The sequence below is a fragment of the Burkholderiales bacterium genome (assembly GCA_035518095.1).
In the GTDB taxonomy this organism is placed as follows: Bacteria; Pseudomonadota; Gammaproteobacteria; order Burkholderiales; family JAHFRG01; genus JAHFRG01.
Genome location: DATIXX010000071.1, coordinates 1 through 17,956, shown reverse-complemented (window position 1 = coordinate 17,956; position 17,956 = coordinate 1). Strand labels below are relative to the sequence as shown.

Here is a 17,956-nt window from a genome sequence, read left to right as displayed (position 1 = left end):
ATTTACTTTACATGGTTTGGGCTTGTTGCTAGGATTTAATGTAAATTATATAGATTGCCTCTAACCGGTATATGCCTAAAGGGAAATTCAATTTCTTTGAAATGCCCACGCCGCCTTTGATCGGCGTGGATGTCAGTTCGTCCGCAGTAAAGATGGTCGAAATCTCCGAAGCAGGAAAAAGCGGGTACCGGGTCGAGCGCTATACGATCGAGCCGCTGCCTAAGGATTCGGTAGTAGATGGCAATATCTCCAATCTGGAAGCGGTGAGCGACGGTATCAAGCGTGGATGGAGAAGCATGGGCACGCGCATAAAGAACGTTGCAATGGCATTGCCTGCAGCGGCGGTGATTACCAAGAAAATCGTTCTTCCCGGCGGGCAACGCGAGGAAGACTTGGAACAGCAAGTTGCGGCCGAAGCCAACCAGTACATCCCTTTTGCCATCGATGAAGTCAATCTGGACTTCCAGGTGCTGGGGCAGGCGCCTAACAATCCTGATGAAGTCGAGGTTCTTATTGCGGCATCGCGCAAGGAAAAGGTTGAAGACCGCGTAGCGGCGGCCGAGGCGGCCGGTCTCAAAGCTATAGTCATGGACGTGGATTCCTTTGCCACGGAAACTGCTTTCGAGTTGATAGAACCGCAGTTGCCGGACGGCGGCCGGGATCAAGTTGTGGCAATTGTCGATATCGGCACTGCGATCATGAATATCAATGTGCTGCATAACAACCAGTCGGTGTACACCCGAGAACAACCGTTCGGCGGCAATCAATTGACACAGGAAATCCAACGCAGGTTCAATCTCTCCTCGGAAGAAGCGGAAAAAGCAAAACGAGATGGGTCGTTGCCCGATAATTATCAAACCGATGTGCTGCAACCGTTTATGGATACGCTGGCACTGGAAGTTGCGCGCGCCTTGCAATTTTTTTTCACGTCCACGCAATTCAGCCAAACCCACCACATTCTCCTGGCCGGTGGCTGCGCGATGATTCCGGGTCTCGATGACGTGGTGGCGAGCCGCACGCAGGTTAACACAATGGTTGCCAATCCGTTTGCAAACATGGCGCTTTCCAGCAAGGTACGGCCGCGCCAGTTGAGCACCGACGCGCCCGCGTTAATGGTCGCGTGCGGGCTTGCCATGCGGAGGTTCGATCAGTGATCCGCATCAACCTGCTGCCCCACCGTGAGCTTAAGCGGCGCGCCAGGCAACGCCACTTTTACATTCAAGCTGGCATGACTGTTGGCTTGGGGCTGCTTATTGTCTTTTTTGTGCACGGCATTATCAGCGCCCGAATCTCTTACCAAGCGGAGCGCAACCACTTCCTGGAAAAGGAAATCGCTATTCTGGATACACAAATTAATGAAATTAAAAAGCTCAAAGAGCAAATCCAGGTGCTGCTGGCACGCAAAAGAGTGGTCGAAGCGCTGCAAACTAACCGCTCGGAAACGGTTCATTTGCTCGATCAGCTGGTGCGGCAGCTTCCCGAGGGTGTTTACTTAAAGAGTGTTAAGGAAACCGGCAACAAGGTTGATCTCACCGGTTACGCCCAGACCAATGCTCGCGTTTCCACCTTGTTGCGCAATCTTGAATCAACGCCCCAGTTCGAGTCTCCGAACCTTGTGGAAATCAAAACCGTCATCCAAGGTACTAACAGGCTGAGCGAATTTAATTTGAACTTTATCCTCGCGCGCGCAAAAGAAGAGACCAAACCCTCGCTCAAACCTGGTCCCAAACATGGAGCTTAAGCCAGGATGACTTTAGACGACTTAAAATCCCTAGACCCCAATAACATAGGCAACTGGCCGATCGCGCCGCGATTAGGGCTATTGTTGGTCGGTCTCTTGTGCATCGTATTCGCAGGCTACTGGTTTGACTGGCAAGGCCAGCTTGCTGATCTTGAAAAAAGCCAGAATAAGGAGGAGCAACTGCGTCAGACTTTTCTCGACAAAAAGAGGCAAGCAATTAATCTTGAAATTTATAAAAAGCAGCTCGCGGAAATTCAAGACTCGTTCGGAACTTTGCTCAAGCAATTGCCCAATAAATCGGAAATGGACGCGCTGCTAACCGATATTAATCAAGCCGGTCTTGGCCGCGGCCTGCAATTTGAACTGTTCAGGCCGGACCCCCACGAAAAAGTTGAAGAGTTTTACGCCGAATTGCCGATTCATATACGGATAACCGGCAATTATCATGAGCTCGGGGCGTTCGCAAGCGATATTGCAAGAATGCCACGCATCGTAACGTTGAGTGATATCAACATCAATCCGGTTAAAGACGGCGCATTATCAATGGACGGAATTGTTAAAACCTATCGCTATCTCGACGAAAACGAGATGGCTGAGCAAAAAAGAGCAGCTAAAGGCAAGAAAAAATGAAGCGCGGTGTTTTTATTTTATTGCTGGGATTACTGCTAACGGCGTGCAGCGAGCAATTCCAGGATCTCAAGGACTTCGTCAAGGAATCAGAAAAAGGACCGAGGGCAAGGGTCGAACCGTTGCCTGAAGTCAAGCCGTACGAGCCTTTTATTTATAGCGCGTTCGATCTGCCGGATCCTTTCAAGCCGCGAAAAATCGAGCCCATTAAAGGCGCAGGAGGTAGCAAGTTGCAGCCGGATTTGAACCGGCGCAAGGAAGCGCTAGAAGCATATCCTCTCGAAAATCTGAGGATGGTCGGAACTCTGGAGCGAGGCAAGGTCATCTATGCGTTGATCAAGTCTCCGGATAATAATCTCTTCCGCGTCACAACCGGCAATTACATGGGTCAAAATTTTGGACTTGTCACGGCGGTAACTGAATCATCCTTGAAACTCAAGGAACTGGTCCAGGATAGCACAGGCGACTGGACTGAACGGGATAGCAGCTTGCAGTTGTTGGATGATCAAGGGGGCAAAAAATGATTAAATCAGTGGTTCTGTTTAACCGGTGGTCCTGCCTTGCATTAGGAGCCATGCTGTATTGTTCCAGCTATGCTGCTGACCCTGCGCCTGCCGCAAGCGGTGGCGAGAGCGCGGCGCAAAATAGCATCGAAGCAATAAATGTTACCGGCTTGCAAGGTGGCGCAGTATCAGTCAGGATTACCTTAGATCAGGCGCTCGCCAATCCTCCCGCCGGGTTTACCGTTAATAACCCGCCCAGAATCGCTTTTGACTTTCCGAATACCGCAAACGCGCTTGGCAAAAGTACCCAGGAGTTCGAAAAATCCGGTTTGCGAAGCATCAACGTTGTGCAGGCAGGCGGGCGCACCCGGCTGGTGATGAATTTGACACAACCCTTTGGTTACGATACGAAAATTGATGGAAAAGATCTGGTTGTTACACTCCAACCGGTGGAGGCCGGCGCGGGTGCCACTTCAGTTACGACGCGTTTTGCAGAAGCCAAACCCAGCGCAACCAAGCACAGCGTACTTGATATCGACTTCCGCCGGGGACCCAATGGCGAGGGCCGCGTAATAATCGACCTCTCGGATAGTTCTACCGGAATTGACTTGCGGCGCCAGGGGAAAAATATTGTGATCGACCTGATCCAGACCTCGCTTCCTAGTAACTTGCAGCGGCGTCTCGATGTCGTTGATTTTGCAACCCCAGTTCAGATGATAGACGCTTACGGCGAAGGCAATAACGTACACGTGGTGGTGCAGCCGAGCGGGCTGTGGCAACAATCGGCATACCAGACGGATAACCGATTTACCTTGGAATTGAAGCCGGTCGTGGAACAACCGAACGAGCTGGTGCAACCCGGTTACACTGGCGAGAAGCTGTCGCTGAACTTTCAGAATGTGGAAGTACGCGCAGTGCTGCAAGTCATCGCTGATTTCACCGGCCTTAACATCGTTACCAGCGATACCGTTACCGGCAACTTGACGTTGCGCCTGAAAGATGTGCCTTGGGACCAAGCATTGGACATCATCTTGCAAGCCAAGGGGCTGGATATGCGCAAAACGGGCAACGTGGTATGGATAGCGCCGCGCGATGAACTGGCGACACGGGAGAAACTTTTGCTCGAATCTAGGCAGCAGATCTCCGAACTTGAACCGCTTCATACCGAGAGTTTTCAACTGAACTATCAAAAAACCGATGCAATGGAAAAGTTGTTGACTAATCCTCAACAGAGAATCTTGTCGAAGCGGGGAAGCGTGGTGGGTGATGCCCGCACCAACACGCTTTTTGTGCAGGATACTTCGGCCAAGCTCGAGGAAGTGCGCGCGCTCATAAAAAAGATTGACGTGGCAGTACGACAAGTGCTGATTGAAGCACGGATTGTCAACGCAACGGATAACTTTAGCAAGAATCTCGGAGTCAAGTTTGGCGGCACCACGGGAAGTTTAGCCATTCCGGGCAATGCGCGAACCTCAGCAGGCGGCGATTTAGGCACGAATGCAGCAGGGATCGGGGAACCCAACTCAACCGCCATAGCCATTCCGCAATCGCTAAATATTAACCTGCCGGCAGCCGGCATAGCGGGCGCTCAACCCGGCGCACTTTCGCTGATTCTTTTTAACAACGCCGCTACTCGCTTTCTCAACCTTGAGATAAGCGCGCTTGAAGCTGACGCAAAGGGGAAAATCCTTTCCAGCCCGAAAGTGGTAACTGCGGACCAGGTGGAGGCTACGATCTCGCAGGGAACCCAAATCCCCTACCAGCAGGCAACCTCGAGTGGCGCAACCAGCGTCGCCTTCCAGAACGCCACGCTCAGTCTAAAAGTCAAACCGCAGATCACACCGGATGATAATGTGATCATGGGTCTTGATATCCACAATGACTCAGTCGGGCAGTCTACGACAGCCGGGCCAGCCATTAATACTCAAGCCATTCAAACGCAAGCGCTGGTTGAAAACGGCGGCACCGTCGTGATCGGTGGAATTTACATTCAAAACCTGCAAACCACGATAAATAAGGTTCCCCTTTTAGGCGATATCCCCGTCCTGGGCGTGCTATTCAAAAACACCAGCACTCAGGATAACCGATCGGAACTGTTGATATTCATTACGCCTCGAATCCTCAAGGATGTCCTGACAGTACGCTAGGCCACCCGACACGCGAGCCCTGACGGGTCCCTGTGCTGCAGCTTCCGTTTACCCGGCACTTCGTCGCGCGCCAGAATTCCGTTACAATTCCCGCTCATGGAAAGCGGTGGCCCAGATCATCCCAAAGGCGGCGCACCCAGCTCTAATTCCGGCAACATATTCCTGGTGGGCTTAATGGGCGCCGGGAAAACTACCGTGGGAAAGCTGCTCGCCAAGCACTTCAACAAATCCTTCTTTGACACCGATCACGAAATCGAGCGCCGCACCGGTGTCAATATCCCGCTAATTTTCGAGATCGAGGGTGAGGCGGGGTTCCGCGCCCGCGAGCAAGCCATTTTACGGGAGCTGGCAAAGCGCAATAATATAGTGCTGGCTACCGGTGGCGGCATCGTATTGAGCAAAACAAACCGTGATATTCTCGCCAAAAGCGGCACGGTTATTTATTTGCGCGCCGTCGCAGCCGATTTGCTGCAACGAACGCGCTACGACAAAAATCGTCCGCTTTTGCAAACCGCAGACCCCCTCGCCAGGCTCACGCAATTGTATAAAGAGCGCGATCCGTTATATCGAGAAGTGGCGCACCTTGTAATTGACACGAGCAAACAGAGCGTGCGTGTGCTGGCCCGGGAAATTGAGAAAAGATTGGTTCAATTTTAAAAGGTGCGCGAAACGCACGATCTGAAGCATGTCGATGCTGATTTTAAGTGTTGATTTGGGGGAACGCAGCTACCCGATATATATCGGTGACGGGCTGTTAAATCGTTCGGAATTGCTGCTACCTGCCCTGGTGCAAAAAAAAGCCGCAGTTGTTACCAATTCTACGGTGGCGCGCCTTTATTTGAACCCGTTAACAGCCGTACTCGGCGAGCAGCGGGTGGAAGTAGTTCCGATAGTGCTGCCAGACGGCGAAAAATATAAGAACTGGGAAACGTTGAACCTGATTTTCGACGCGCTGCTTTCGCACCATTGTGAACGCAAAACGGCGGTAATCGCCATGGGCGGGGGGGTCATTGGTGATTTAGCCGGCTTCGCGGCTGCGGTTTACATGCGCGGAGTCCCATTCATCCAGATTCCGACCACACTGCTCGCCCAAGTCGATTCTTCCATCGGCGGGAAAACCGCCATAAATCATCCGCAAGCCAAGAATCTTATAGGCGCTTTCTACCAGCCGAAATTAGTGTTGGCGGACACCGCTACACTGAATACTCTTCCGGAACGCGAGTTCTGCGCGGGGCTTGCCGAGGTCATTAAATACGGGCTTATCCGAGACGGGATATTCTTTGAGTGGCTGGAAAGCAACATGGAAAAACTCCTCAAGCACGATAGCGAAGCGCTTGCGTACGTGATTAAGCGATGTTGCGAGAACAAAGCCGCAGTTGTGGCGGCCGACGAGCGCGAGACCGGAATGCGTGCGATTTTAAATCTAGGACATACATTCGGACATGCAATTGAAACCGGTAAAGGATATGGAACCTGGCTGCATGGAGAGGCGGTGGCTGCTGGAACTTTGCTTGCCGCGCACCTGTCGCTGCGCATGGGCTTAATCCGGGAAAGCGAGGTGCGGCGCATAACCGATCTTTATCGCAGGGCAAGGCTTCCCGTTTCCGCACCTAACCTTGGTGCGGAGCGCTACTTGCAATTAATGGCACTGGATAAAAAGGTCGAAAGCGGGAAGTTGCGATTTGTACTCCTAAAGAAAATCGGCGCAGCATTCCTAACCGCGGACGTGCCCAAAGACGTTGTTACGGCTACCCTTAACGCAATCCCTGAAAATGCCTGAATTGGCGGTCTACGCTACCCGCCCTGAACATTCCCGCGGCAGGCGCTACCCGGAGGCAGCGCCTCAAGGTCGCAGTGAATTCCAGCGCGACCGAGACCGAATCATCCATTCCACAGCATTTCGTCGCCTCGAATACAAAACCCAAGTGTTCGTCAACCATGAAGGTGATCTGTTCCGCACGCGCCTCACCCACAGTCTGGAAGTGGCGCAAATTGCGCGATCGATCGCTCGCGGATTGCGCCTTAATGAGGATCTTGTGGAAGCAATCGCGCTCGCACATGATCTTGGCCACACTCCTTTCGGCCATGCAGGCCAGGATGCTCTTAATTCATGCATGAAAGACTGTGGCGGCTTCGAGCACAACTTGCAATCATTGCGCGTGGTTGATCTGCTCGAGGAACGCTACGCAGCATTCGACGGGCTGAATTTGTGCTATGAGACGCGCGAGGGCATACTCAAGCACTGCTCGCGAAAAAACGCCAAGGCCTTAGGGGAGCTGGGTGAACGCTTTCTGCGCAAGCGGCAACCTTCTTTGGAAGCGCAGTTGTGTAACTTGGCCGATGAGATCGCCTACAACAACCACGACGTCGATGACGGCTTGCGTTCGGGTCTAATCAGTCTGGAGCAGCTTCTGGAGGTCGACATCTTCAGGCGCCATTTGCATGCGGTACGGAAACAGTACCCGGCGATACCGGAGCGGCGCTTAATCCATGAGACCGTACGACATATGATCAATACGCTCGTATCTGATGTTACTGGGCAGAGCTTGAAAAATATTCGGCAGATCTCACCGAAAAACCCCGATGAGGCGCGCATGGCAAAGCCGCTGATCGCTTTCAGCGCGAGTATCAGCGAAGAACAACAAGAACTGAAACAGTTCCTGCGCCTGCAGCTGTACCAACACTATCGAGTAGCGCGCATGAGCAGTAAGGCAAGACGCATCATTTTCGACCTGTATCACGCGTTCATTGAGGATGTTAAATTGTTGCCCCCGCAATTTCAGGAAAAAGCCGGCGGCGACAAGGCAAGAACAATTTCCGATTACATTGCTGGAATGACCGACCGCTACGCTATACGCGAGCACCGGCGACTGTTCGCAGTCGAAGAATTATGGTCGTAAGCTATTTATTGTTTGTGGGTTGCTCGCATCCGATGTCGCGATTCTAACGCTGCTATACCGGCGCCTCCGCATGCGAGTTGAAGTAGGCTATTGAAAGATGTAGACTTAAACGCTTTCAGTGTAATTTTTCGGTTCTACCAGAGCACAGGATACTTGCTCGAAGTTTTTGCTCCGCTGGTCGTCCTGATTGCATATTCACGAGAGTAAACAGTGAGTCAAGCGCCCCCAAAACAGGGTTTGTATGACCCCGCCCGGGAGCACGATGCGTGCGGGGTGGGCTTCATTGCTCATATCAAGGGTAAGAAAAGCCACAGTATCATCGAGCAGGGCCTTCAGATCCTCAATAACCTCACGCACCGCGGCGCGACCGGCTGGGATCCGCTGCTAGGCGACGGCGCAGGTATTTTGATTCAAATTCCCGATACTTTCCTGAGGTCGGAATGCAAAAGGGCCGGATTTTTGCTGCCGGAGTCGGGAGCTTACGGAGTGGGAATGGTTTTCCTGCCGCGGGTCCGCGCAAGCCGCGCCGCCTGTGAGCGGGTGATCGAGCAAATGGTTGCCGATGAAGGCCAGTCTGTACTCGGCTGGCGCGACGTATCCACCAATAATGAGTGCATCAGCGAAGATGCCAAGCGACAGGAGCCAGTAATCCGGCAGATATTCGTGGGCCGCGGCGCCTCTTGCTCCGACCAGAACTGTTTCGAGCGCAAATTATTTGTGATACGCAAGCGCATCGAACATGCGGTGCGAGCACTCAATCTCGCCGATGGAAAAATGTTCTACGTTCCTTCGTTGTCGAGCCGCACTTTAGTGTACAAAGGTATGCTGCTGGCGCACCAGGTGGGGACCTATTATCGGGACCTGCAGGATGAACGCATGGATTCTGCACTCGCCTTGGTGCACCAGCGCTTCTCAACCAATACGTTTCCCACCTGGGAGCTGGCGCACCCGTTCCGCATGATTGCGCACAACGGGGAAATCAACACGTTGCGTGGGAACATTAATTGGATGGCAGCGCGGCGGCAGGCAATGCGCTCGCATTTGCTTGGCGCTGATCTCGAGAAACTGTGGCCGCTGATTGTCGAAGGCCAATCGGACACCGCCTGTTTTGACAACGCCCTGGAGCTTCTGGTTGCGGGCGGTTACCCACTTGCCCATGCCATGATGCTGCTTATTCCTGAAGCGTGGGCGGGCAACCCGTTAATGGATGAGAGCCGCCGCGCATTCTATGAATATCATGCGGCGCTGATGGAGCCTTGGGACGGTCCGGCGGCGGTGGCGTTCACTGACGGCAGGCAAATTGGCGCTACACTCGACCGTAATGGTTTACGCCCCGCGCGCTACCTCATTACCGACGACGACATCGTGGTCATGGCATCGGAAATGGGTGTGCTTGACGTACCGCAGCATAGAATCGTCAAGAAATGGCGGCTCCAGCCTGGCAAGATGTTTCTAATTGATCTCGAGGCGGGGCGCATCATTGACGACGTCGAGCTCAAGGCGCAATTATCGGCTGCCAAGCCTTATCGGACGTGGATCAATCAGTCCAAGGTCGCGCTGGAAGAACTGCCCAGTCAGGAATACAACATTGAGTCCAGGGTTGATCTGCTGGACCGCCAGCAGGCGTTTAGCTACACCCAGGAAGATTTGAAATTCATTCTCGCACCCATGGCGGCAGCGGGTGAGGAAGCCGTGGGCTCAATGGGCAATGATTCACCGCTTGCGGTGCTGTCTGACCGGCCAAAACCGCTCTACCATTATTTTAAGCAGATGTTCGCGCAGGTGACCAACCCGCCGATAGACTCGATCCGCGAAGAATCGGTTATGTCACTGGTATCCTTCATTGGCCCTCGTCCTAATCTTCTAGGAATTGAACTTGCCGCACCACCGGCGCGGCTTGAGGCCAAACAGCCGGTGCTCGCGGGCGAGGATATGGGCAGGATCTTGCGCATCGCTGAATTAACTGCTGGCGCATTTCGTTCTTGCGCTCTCTCGATTTGTTATCCGCTTGCTCAAGGCGCAGCCGGGATGGAGAGCGCGCTCGATACGTTGTGTCACAAAGCCGAAAACGCGGTGCGCGAAGGCTGCAACATCTTGGTATTGAGCGACCGGGACATTGCACCCAATTTCATCGCCATTCCGGCGTTGCTCGCGACTTCGGCGGTACATCACCATTTAGTTGGAAAAGGGCTGCGCACCAGTACCGGCTTAGTGGTTGAAACGGGCTCGGTGCGCGAAGTGCACCATTATGCTCTGCTTGCGGGTTACGGCGCTGAAGCGATTTATCCTTATCTCGCGTACGAAACGCTCGCACATCTCGGTGACTTCGCACCCAAGGACCTAAAGTACAAGGATGCGGTGAAGCGCTATGTCAAGGCAATTAACAAGGGATTACTCAAGGTGATGTCCAAGATGGGCATCTCGACCTACCAGTCCTATTGCGGCGCACAGATTTTCGAGGCGGTAGGGCTGAACACCGAGTTCGTGCAAAAATATTTCACCGGTACCGCCAGCCAGGTGGAGGGTATTGGAATTCTCGAAGTAGCTGAAGAAGCGGTGCGCATGCATAGGCTGGCATTTAGCGATCATCCTTTGTACCGCAATGCGCTTGATCCGGGTGGCGAATATGCCTATCGGGTACGCGGCGAAGAGCACATGTGGACGCCCGAATCCATAGCAAAGCTTCAACATTCGGCCCGCGCTAATAATTTTAAAACCTACAAGGACTACGCCAAGCTCATCAATGAGCAAAGCAAGCACCTCATGACGCTGCGCGGCTTGTTCGAGATCAAAGAATCCGCCAGCCCGATTTCCATTGACGAAGTTGAACCGGCCAAAGAAATCGTCAAACGCTTCTCTACGGGCGCCATGTCGCTGGGTTCGATCTCGCAGGAGGCGCATACCACGCTGGCGATCGCGATGAACCGCATCAAAGGCAAATCCAACACCGGCGAAGGCGGCGAAGATCCGCAGCGCTACAGGAAAATCGAAGCTGATGGAATGCTCGCCGATTATGTCCAGGGCGTGCTGGTGGATATTCCGGTAAAAGCGGGTGATTCTTTGCGCTCGGCAATTAAACAAGTTGCTTCCGGCCGGTTCGGCGTCACTACTGAGTACCTGGTGAATGCGGATCAACTGCAGATCAAGATTGCCCAGGGCGCGAAACCCGGCGAAGGGGGGCAACTCCCAGGCCACAAAGTAAGCGCTTACATTGCTCAAGTGCGCCACACGGTACCGGGTGTAGCATTGATCTCACCACCGCCGCATCATGACATCTATTCGATCGAGGATATTGCGCAACTCATTCACGATCTGAAAAACGTTAATCCCGACGCCAGCGTAAGCGTCAAATTGGTATCCGAGGTCGGGGTGGGGACAGTTGCCGCGGGCGTGTGCAAAGCCAAATCCGATTATGTCACCATTGCCGGCCACGACGGCGGTACCGGAGCTTCCCCATGGAGCTCGATCAAGCACGCAGGAACGCCGTGGGAGCTGGGGCTGGCGGAGACACAGCAAACGCTCGTGCTCAACCGCCTGCGCGGTCGCATCACGGTGCAGGCCGACGGCCAAATGAAGACCGGGCGCGATGTCGTCGTTGGCGCTTTACTCGGAGCTGATGAATTCGGATTTTCCACGGCACCCCTGGTTGTAGAGGGCTGCATCATGATGCGCAAGTGTCATCTTAATACCTGCCCAGTGGGCGTAGCCACTCAGGACCCAGAGCTGCGTAAGAAATTCACCGGCCAGCCGGAGCATGTGGTGAATTATTTTTTCTTCGTCGCCGAGGAGGTACGCGAATACATGGCGACGATGGGGTTTCGCACGTTCAATGAGATGATCGGGCGTTCCGACATGCTGGATACGAAGAAAGCCGTGGACCACTGGAAAGCCCGGGGATTGAACTTCACGAAAATTTTCCACCGCCCTGACATGCCTGCTGACGTCGCGAGATACCATTGCGAGCGACAAAACCATGGCCTGGAAAAAGCTCTCGACCACAAGCTCATTGCTGAAGCCAAGCCGGCGCTCGAGTATCGGCAGCCGGTCGCAATCGAGAGTCCTATCCGCAATACCAACCGGGTGGTGGGCGCAATGCTGTCGGGAGAAGTCGCCAAACGTTTCGGCTATGAAGGACTGCCCGACGATACGATTTACGTCAAGTTTAAAGGCACGGCCGGCCAGAGCTTCGGCGCGTTCCTCGCCCACGGCGTAACCCTGGAACTTGTAGGTGAAGGCAATGATTACGTTGGAAAAGGGCTGTCGGGAGGACGCATAGTCATTTATCCTCCAGCGGACTGCCCTATCGTCCCGGAGAATAACATTATTGTGGGCAACGTCGTGCTGTATGGCGCGATTGCCGGCGAATGCTATTTCCGCGGTGTCGCAGGCGAGCGCTTTGCGGTGCGCAATTCCGGTGCAGTTGCGGTGGTGGAAGGGGTAGGCGACCACGGGTGCGAATACATGACCGGTGGCACCGTGGTGATACTCGGTTACACGGGTCGCAACTTTGCCGCCGGCATGAGCGGCGGCGTCGCGTACGTTCTAGACGAAGAAGGTGACTTCGAGCGTCGTTGCAATTTGGCGATGGTCGAACTGGAGGCCGTGCCCGAGGAAGCGCAGGCCATGGAACAACTCGGCGGCGGAGATCCGGAGAGCCATGGCCGAGTCAACGTAAAGCAACTCGGGCAGTCGGACGAGCGGCTGCTTCGCGTTTTGATTCAAAAGCATCTCCATTATACCGGCAGCCAGCGTGCCAAAAAGATCCTCGAACATTGGGAGAAATATCTGCCCAAGTTCGTCAAGGTAATGCCGACCGAATATCGGCGCGCCCTGAAGGAAATGGCCGCAGCCCAGGAGCAAGCACAACCCAAGGTTGAAATCGCGCAGCATGGGTAAAGTCACTGGGTTCATGGAGATCGCGCGGCACGATCTGCCCGCCCTCCCGGTGGAGGAGCGGGTGCGCAGTTTCCGCGAGTTCTATCTGCCGCTGCCCGATGCCGAGATGGCAAAGCAAGGCGCGCGCTGCATGGACTGCGGCATTCCCTTTTGCCAGACCGGCTGTCCCATCAACAATATTATTCCGGACTGGAATGATTTGGTTTACCGCCAGAACTGGCGCGAAGCGCTCGAAGTTTTGCATTCGACCAATAATTTCCCGGAATTCACCGGACGCATTTGCCCCGCGCCCTGCGAGGCAGCGTGCACACTAAACATTAACGATGATCCGGTCACCATCAAGTCTATCGAGCACACGATAATCGACAAAGGCTGGGAGATGGGTTGGGTGGTGCCGCAGATTCCAGCGCACAAAACAGGTAAACGGATTGCAGTGGTCGGATCCGGGCCTGCCGGAATGGCCTGCTCACAGCAACTGGCGCGCGCCGGCCATGATGTTGTGCTGTTCGAAAAGAACGACCGTATCGGGGGGCTTTTGCGCTATGGCATCCCGGATTTCAAGATGGAAAAACACCATATAGACCGGCGTATGGAGCAAATGCGCGTCGAGGGCGTGGAATTCCGTGTCAATCAGCACGTAGGGGTTAATATTCCTGCAAACAAGTTGCTCGATGAATTTGACGCCGTAGTATTGACGGGCGGTTCAGAACATCCGCGCGACCTGCCGGTGCCGGGGAGGGAATTGCACGGGATTCACTTCGCCATGGAATTCCTGCCTCAGCAGAACAAGGTAAATGCCGGTGATAAAGTTTCGAACCAGCTTACTGCCGAAGGCAAGCACGTCGTGGTAATCGGCGGAGGCGATACCGGTTCCGACTGTATCGGCACCTCTATACGACAGGGAGCGATCGCCGTGACCAATTTCGAACTCCTGCCCCAGCCTCCGATCGAGGAAAACAAGCCGCTGACCTGGCCTGACTGGCCGATGAAATTACGCACATCTTCATCGCACGAAGAAGGCTGCTATCGAGACTTCAGCATCGCTACGCGGCGTTTCTCGGGGAAAGACGGACATGTCACCACCTTACATGCCGTGCGGCTGGAATGGAAGGATGGCAAGATGCAGGAAATGCCCGGCACGGAATTCGAAATCCGGGCTGACCTTGTGCTGCTTGCAATGGGCTATCTGCATCCGGTTCACGAAGGCATGCTTAACGAACTGGGCGTCGGGTTCGATGCCCGCGGCAATGTCAAAGCGGATACCAACCGTTACCAGACCTCGATTCCCAATGTATTTTCTGCAGGCGATATGCGCCGCGGCCAATCGCTGGTGGTATGGGCGATTCGCGAAGGCCGTCAGGCAGCGCGTGCTGCGGACGAATTTCTGATGGGCTCTTCAGACCTACCCCGTTGACCCAAAGGCTAATGCTGGACATTGAGGAATTTTCCAGAACTGTTATTGCCCTTACAGTTTTAATCTCACGATGTCCAAATTGAAGAACGACACGGTGCTGCGCGCGCTGCTGCGCCGGCCCACGCCTTACACACCGGTGTGGATCATGCGGCAAGCGGGGCGCTACCTGCCCGAATATAATCAGATCCGCCATCGCGCAGGGGACTTTATGACCCTGTGCAAAAATCCTGATCTGGCCACCGAAGTTACTTTACAACCTCTTACGCGCTTTAAATTGGATGCTGCAATCCTGTTTTCAGATATTCTCACCATACCTGATGCGATGGGACTTGGACTTCATTTTCCGGATAACCAGGGACCGAAATTCGCTAAACCGCTGCGCGACGAGCGCGAAATAAAAAAACTGCGGGTGCCGGATCCAGGCTCGCAGCTGCGCTACGTCATGGACGCAGTAAGCCAAATCAATAAAGCACTGGACTATGAGGTGCCGCTAATCGGCTTCTCGGGCAGTCCATTTACGCTCGCCTGCTACATGATAGAAGGCGCGGCGAGCACCGACTTTATACAGGTTAAGAGCATGCTTTACCGGCGACCAGATCTGGTGCACCAGGTACTGGCAATCAACGCCCGCGCGGTAATCTCTTATCTCAATGCACAAATCGAATCGGGGGCGAGTGTCGTGATGATTTTCGATACTTGGGGCGGAATTCTTTCAAGCTCCGCCTATCAAGAGTTCTCGCTGCACTACATCGAGCAGATATTGAGCAGACTTATGCGCCAACATGCGGGAACCAGAGTGCCCAACATTGTTTACACCAAAGGCGGCGGAGACTATTTGGAAAGCATCGCCGCCACCGGTTGCGATGCCATCGGTCTGGATTGGCGCACTGACATTGGCGAGGCCCGCAAACGCGTGGCCCATAAAGTTGCATTGCAAGGCAATCTCGATCCTGCAGTGTTACTCGCGTCGCCCGAGGTTATCATCAAGGAAGTGGACAAAGTACTGCGGAGCTTCGGCGCGGGCGACGGGCATGTTTTCAATCTTGGACACGGTGTAATGCAAATTACGCCTCCCGAACATGTCGGGGTGATGGTAGATGCGGTGCACGACTTGAGCCGTAACTACCATTGAAACAAGATTTCGAAAGGCTTTTGTCCGAAGTTAGTCACCACTTTCGCTCGTTTAAGTTATGCACACCGGCTTTGCCCAAGCTACGCCCAACTGTTTTACTTGGAATGAATGGCTGCAAATTTTCCAACATTATGAATTGCAAGCTGTTTGTGCCGCTTAAATTTTGAGCAGAACACGATATTTCACATTTCAAGGGGCGTCGCAAGGGTTGTCAAATATTTATTCACAAAGTTATCCACCGAAATTGTGAATAAAAAAATTTAAGCCTAAACACCTGATTCCGGCACGATAAAATTTGCCTTATGAATTCGGGCTCAACCCTCGTGCCAGCTTTTTAATTTTTTCATGGTTATTGCACGCGTCGCACTCGATGTGCCCGTCGCATGTCTGTTCGATTACGCTGCGCCGGGCTTGACCCGCCACGATATCGGCAAGCGCGTGCTGGTTCCGTTCGGAAAAAAACAACAAGTAGGCGTGGTAATGGAAATCGCCAATCAATCCACCATCCCCGCGCAACGCATCAAGTCGGTCTCCCATCTATTTCAGGACATTCTTCCAATCTCACAACGGACGCTCGATCTCTTGAAATTTTGCAGCGATTATTACCACCATCCCTTGGGACAAGCGATCATTGGCGCGCTGCCACCTCGGTTGCGTCGCAATAAACCGGTAAATCGAAAAGCCAATTGTTGGTTCGAACTTACGGAAATCGGGCGCAAGCTTGATCTTTCCACTCTTCCGGCAAATCAGGTGTTGCGACGCAAACTGCTGGCACGACTCAAGACTGCAGGTGTTCTCGCGCTAGATGAATTGCGGGAAATCTCTCCAAGCGCAAAAAAAGCTTTGAATGAACTCGTGGCATTGGGCTGGGTGCAGGAGACTCGGCGTACTGCCGCCATTAACGTGGCGTCGGCAGCATCTGCTCCGGAGCTCAATGTGGAACAAGCGCATGTTTTACGCCCAATCGGCATGGGCGAATTCGCATGTTGGCTGCTTTATGGCGTTACGGGCAGCGGAAAAACCGAAGTTTATATAAGCCTGATCTCGCAGGTGCTGGAACAAGGTAAGCAAGCCTTGCTTCTGGTGCCGGAAATCAACCTTTCACCACAGCTTGAAGCGCTGCTAAGAATCCGGTTCCCTCAATATCGCGTGGCGTGTTTGCACAGCGGGTTGAACGAGAGCGAGCGTCTGGAGAACTGGCTACTTGCGCAATCGGGCGAAGCGCAAATAATTCTTGGCACGCGGCTTGCCGTTTTCACGCCGATTCCCAGGCTCGGACTAATAATCGTCGATGAAGAGCACGACGCCTCGTTCAAGCAACAAGAAGGATTGCGTTATTCTGCGCGCGATGTCGCGATCTATAGTGCAAAGCAGGCCAACGTGCCGGTAATTTTGGGTTCGGCCACGCCTTCTCTCGAAAGTTATCAGCACGCGTTGTCGGGCCGTTACAAAATGGCGATTCTTACCCAGCGCGCGGTGGAGAATGCCGCGCTACCGTCCCTGCGATGTATTGACATTCGCCGCAGCAAGCTCAACGAAGGCTTGTCCGAAACTTTAATTGAAGCGCTCAGGGAAAGACTGCAACGGCGCGAACAAAGTCTCATTTTCATCAACCGCAGGGGCTATGCTCCGGTGCTAATGTGCAGCGCGTGCGCTTGGATTTCCGGCTGCTCGCGCTGCTCGAGCCGCCTGGTATTGCATTTGCGCGAAAAAAAGCTGCGCTGCCACCACTGCGGGCATGAAGAACGCGTGCCTTCCGCTTGCCCGAATTGCGGCAACGTCGACCTAACTCCGTTGGGGCAGGGCACGCAGCGGGTGGAAAGTGCATTGTCGGAATTGTTTCCGAGCGCGCGCATTTTGCGCATTGACCGCGATTCCACGCGACGCAAGGCAATGTGGCCCGAAATGCTAAAAAACATAAAGGAAGGGCGCACAGATATTTTGGTGGGAACGCAAATTCTGTCCAAAGGCCACGATTTTCCCAAACTTTCCCTGGTCGGCATCCTGAACGCCGACAGTTCTTTATACAGCACCGACTTCCGCGCTTCCGAACGGCTTTTCGCGCAACTCATGCAGGTGGGAGGGCGGGCGGGGCGTGCAGGAATCCCCGGCGAAGTGCTGATTCAAACGCAGTTTCCCGATCATCCTTTGTTCGACGCGCTGGGTAAGCATGATTACAGTGCTTTTGCCAAAAACCTGCTTGCTGAACGCAGACACGCCGGTTTACCGCCTTTTGTGCACCAGGCACTGCTGCGCGCGGAAGCGACGCGTTTCAGCACCGTAATGAACTACCTTGCTGAGGCGGCAAAGCTGGTTTCACGCATTAACCATGAAGTGACCGTTTACGATCCGGTACCTGCGTATATGCCACGGCTTGCAGGTCGCGAGCGCGGGCAACTGCTGGTGCAAAGCAATTCGCGCAAAAAACTCCAGGCGTTTTTGAATGATTGGTATCCCAAGCTCGCGGAAACGGCGGGCAAAAAAGTGCGTTGGGCTTTGGATGTGGACCCGCTGGAGTTTTAGCTGGATACGCCAGCTTGACCACGGCGGCAACTACGAGAACCACGTGCGCAGCCATGGTAACGAAGCTTAGGAG

Annotated in this window: 12 protein-coding genes; all 12 read left to right on the top strand. The window is 53.8% G+C overall.

Features of this window, described 5'->3' with window-relative positions; all coding sequences use genetic code 11:
* Positions 1–101: 101 nt before the first annotated feature.
* Positions 102–1,154, top strand: coding sequence for a pilus assembly protein PilM (locus VLV32_11225; GenBank protein HUL42457.1), 1,053 nt, complete (start codon positions 102–104; stop codon positions 1,152–1,154).
* Positions 1,151–1,741 (top strand): PilN domain-containing protein, encoded by a 591-nt coding sequence (locus VLV32_11220; protein ID HUL42456.1) that lies wholly within the window; start codon positions 1,151–1,153, stop codon positions 1,739–1,741. The genes VLV32_11225 and VLV32_11220 overlap by 4 nt, the downstream gene beginning before the upstream one ends.
* Positions 1,742–1,747: 6 nt before the next feature.
* Positions 1,748–2,371 carry a type 4a pilus biogenesis protein PilO gene (locus VLV32_11215; protein HUL42455.1) on the top strand — a complete coding sequence of 208 codons (624 nt, stop codon included), beginning with the start codon at positions 1,748–1,750 and terminating at the stop codon, positions 2,369–2,371.
* On the top strand, positions 2,368–2,892 hold the full coding sequence (locus VLV32_11210) for a pilus assembly protein PilP (GenBank protein ID HUL42454.1): 525 nt from the start codon (positions 2,368–2,370) through the stop codon (positions 2,890–2,892). Before VLV32_11215 ends, VLV32_11210 begins: the two co-directional genes overlap by 4 nt.
* Entirely contained in the window at positions 2,889–5,018 is a 2,130-nt protein-coding gene (locus tag VLV32_11205) for a type IV pilus secretin PilQ (protein ID HUL42453.1), read from the top strand. Before VLV32_11210 ends, VLV32_11205 begins: the two co-directional genes overlap by 4 nt.
* Positions 5,019–5,114: 96 nt before the next feature.
* Positions 5,115–5,675, top strand: coding sequence for a shikimate kinase (locus VLV32_11200; protein ID HUL42452.1), 561 nt, complete (start codon positions 5,115–5,117; stop codon positions 5,673–5,675).
* Positions 5,676–5,709: 34 nt separating this feature from the next.
* On the top strand, positions 5,710–6,798 hold the full coding sequence (gene aroB, locus VLV32_11195) for a 3-dehydroquinate synthase (GenBank protein ID HUL42451.1): 1,089 nt from the start codon (positions 5,710–5,712) through the stop codon (positions 6,796–6,798).
* Positions 6,791–7,918 carry a deoxyguanosinetriphosphate triphosphohydrolase gene (locus VLV32_11190; GenBank protein ID HUL42450.1) on the top strand — a complete coding sequence of 376 codons (1,128 nt, stop codon included), beginning with the start codon at positions 6,791–6,793 and terminating at the stop codon, positions 7,916–7,918. The genes aroB and VLV32_11190 overlap by 8 nt, the downstream gene beginning before the upstream one ends.
* A gap of 210 nt (positions 7,919–8,128) precedes the next feature.
* Positions 8,129–12,814, top strand: a complete 4,686-nt coding sequence (locus VLV32_11185) for a glutamate synthase-related protein (GenBank protein ID HUL42449.1) — start codon at positions 8,129–8,131, stop codon at positions 12,812–12,814.
* The gene (locus VLV32_11180) at positions 12,807–14,228 is read left to right on the top strand and encodes a glutamate synthase subunit beta (GenBank protein HUL42448.1); all 1,422 of its coding nucleotides are present in this window, start codon (positions 12,807–12,809) and stop codon (positions 14,226–14,228) included. The genes VLV32_11185 and VLV32_11180 overlap by 8 nt, the downstream gene beginning before the upstream one ends.
* Before the next feature lie 70 nt (positions 14,229–14,298).
* Positions 14,299–15,360: a uroporphyrinogen decarboxylase gene (gene hemE / locus VLV32_11175; GenBank protein HUL42447.1), complete on the top strand. Its 1,062-nt coding sequence runs from the start codon at positions 14,299–14,301 to the stop codon at positions 15,358–15,360.
* Between the two features lie 345 nt (positions 15,361–15,705).
* Positions 15,706–17,883, top strand: a complete 2,178-nt coding sequence (locus VLV32_11170; GenBank protein HUL42446.1) for a primosomal protein N' — start codon at positions 15,706–15,708, stop codon at positions 17,881–17,883.
* Positions 17,884–17,956 lie beyond the last annotated feature (73 nt).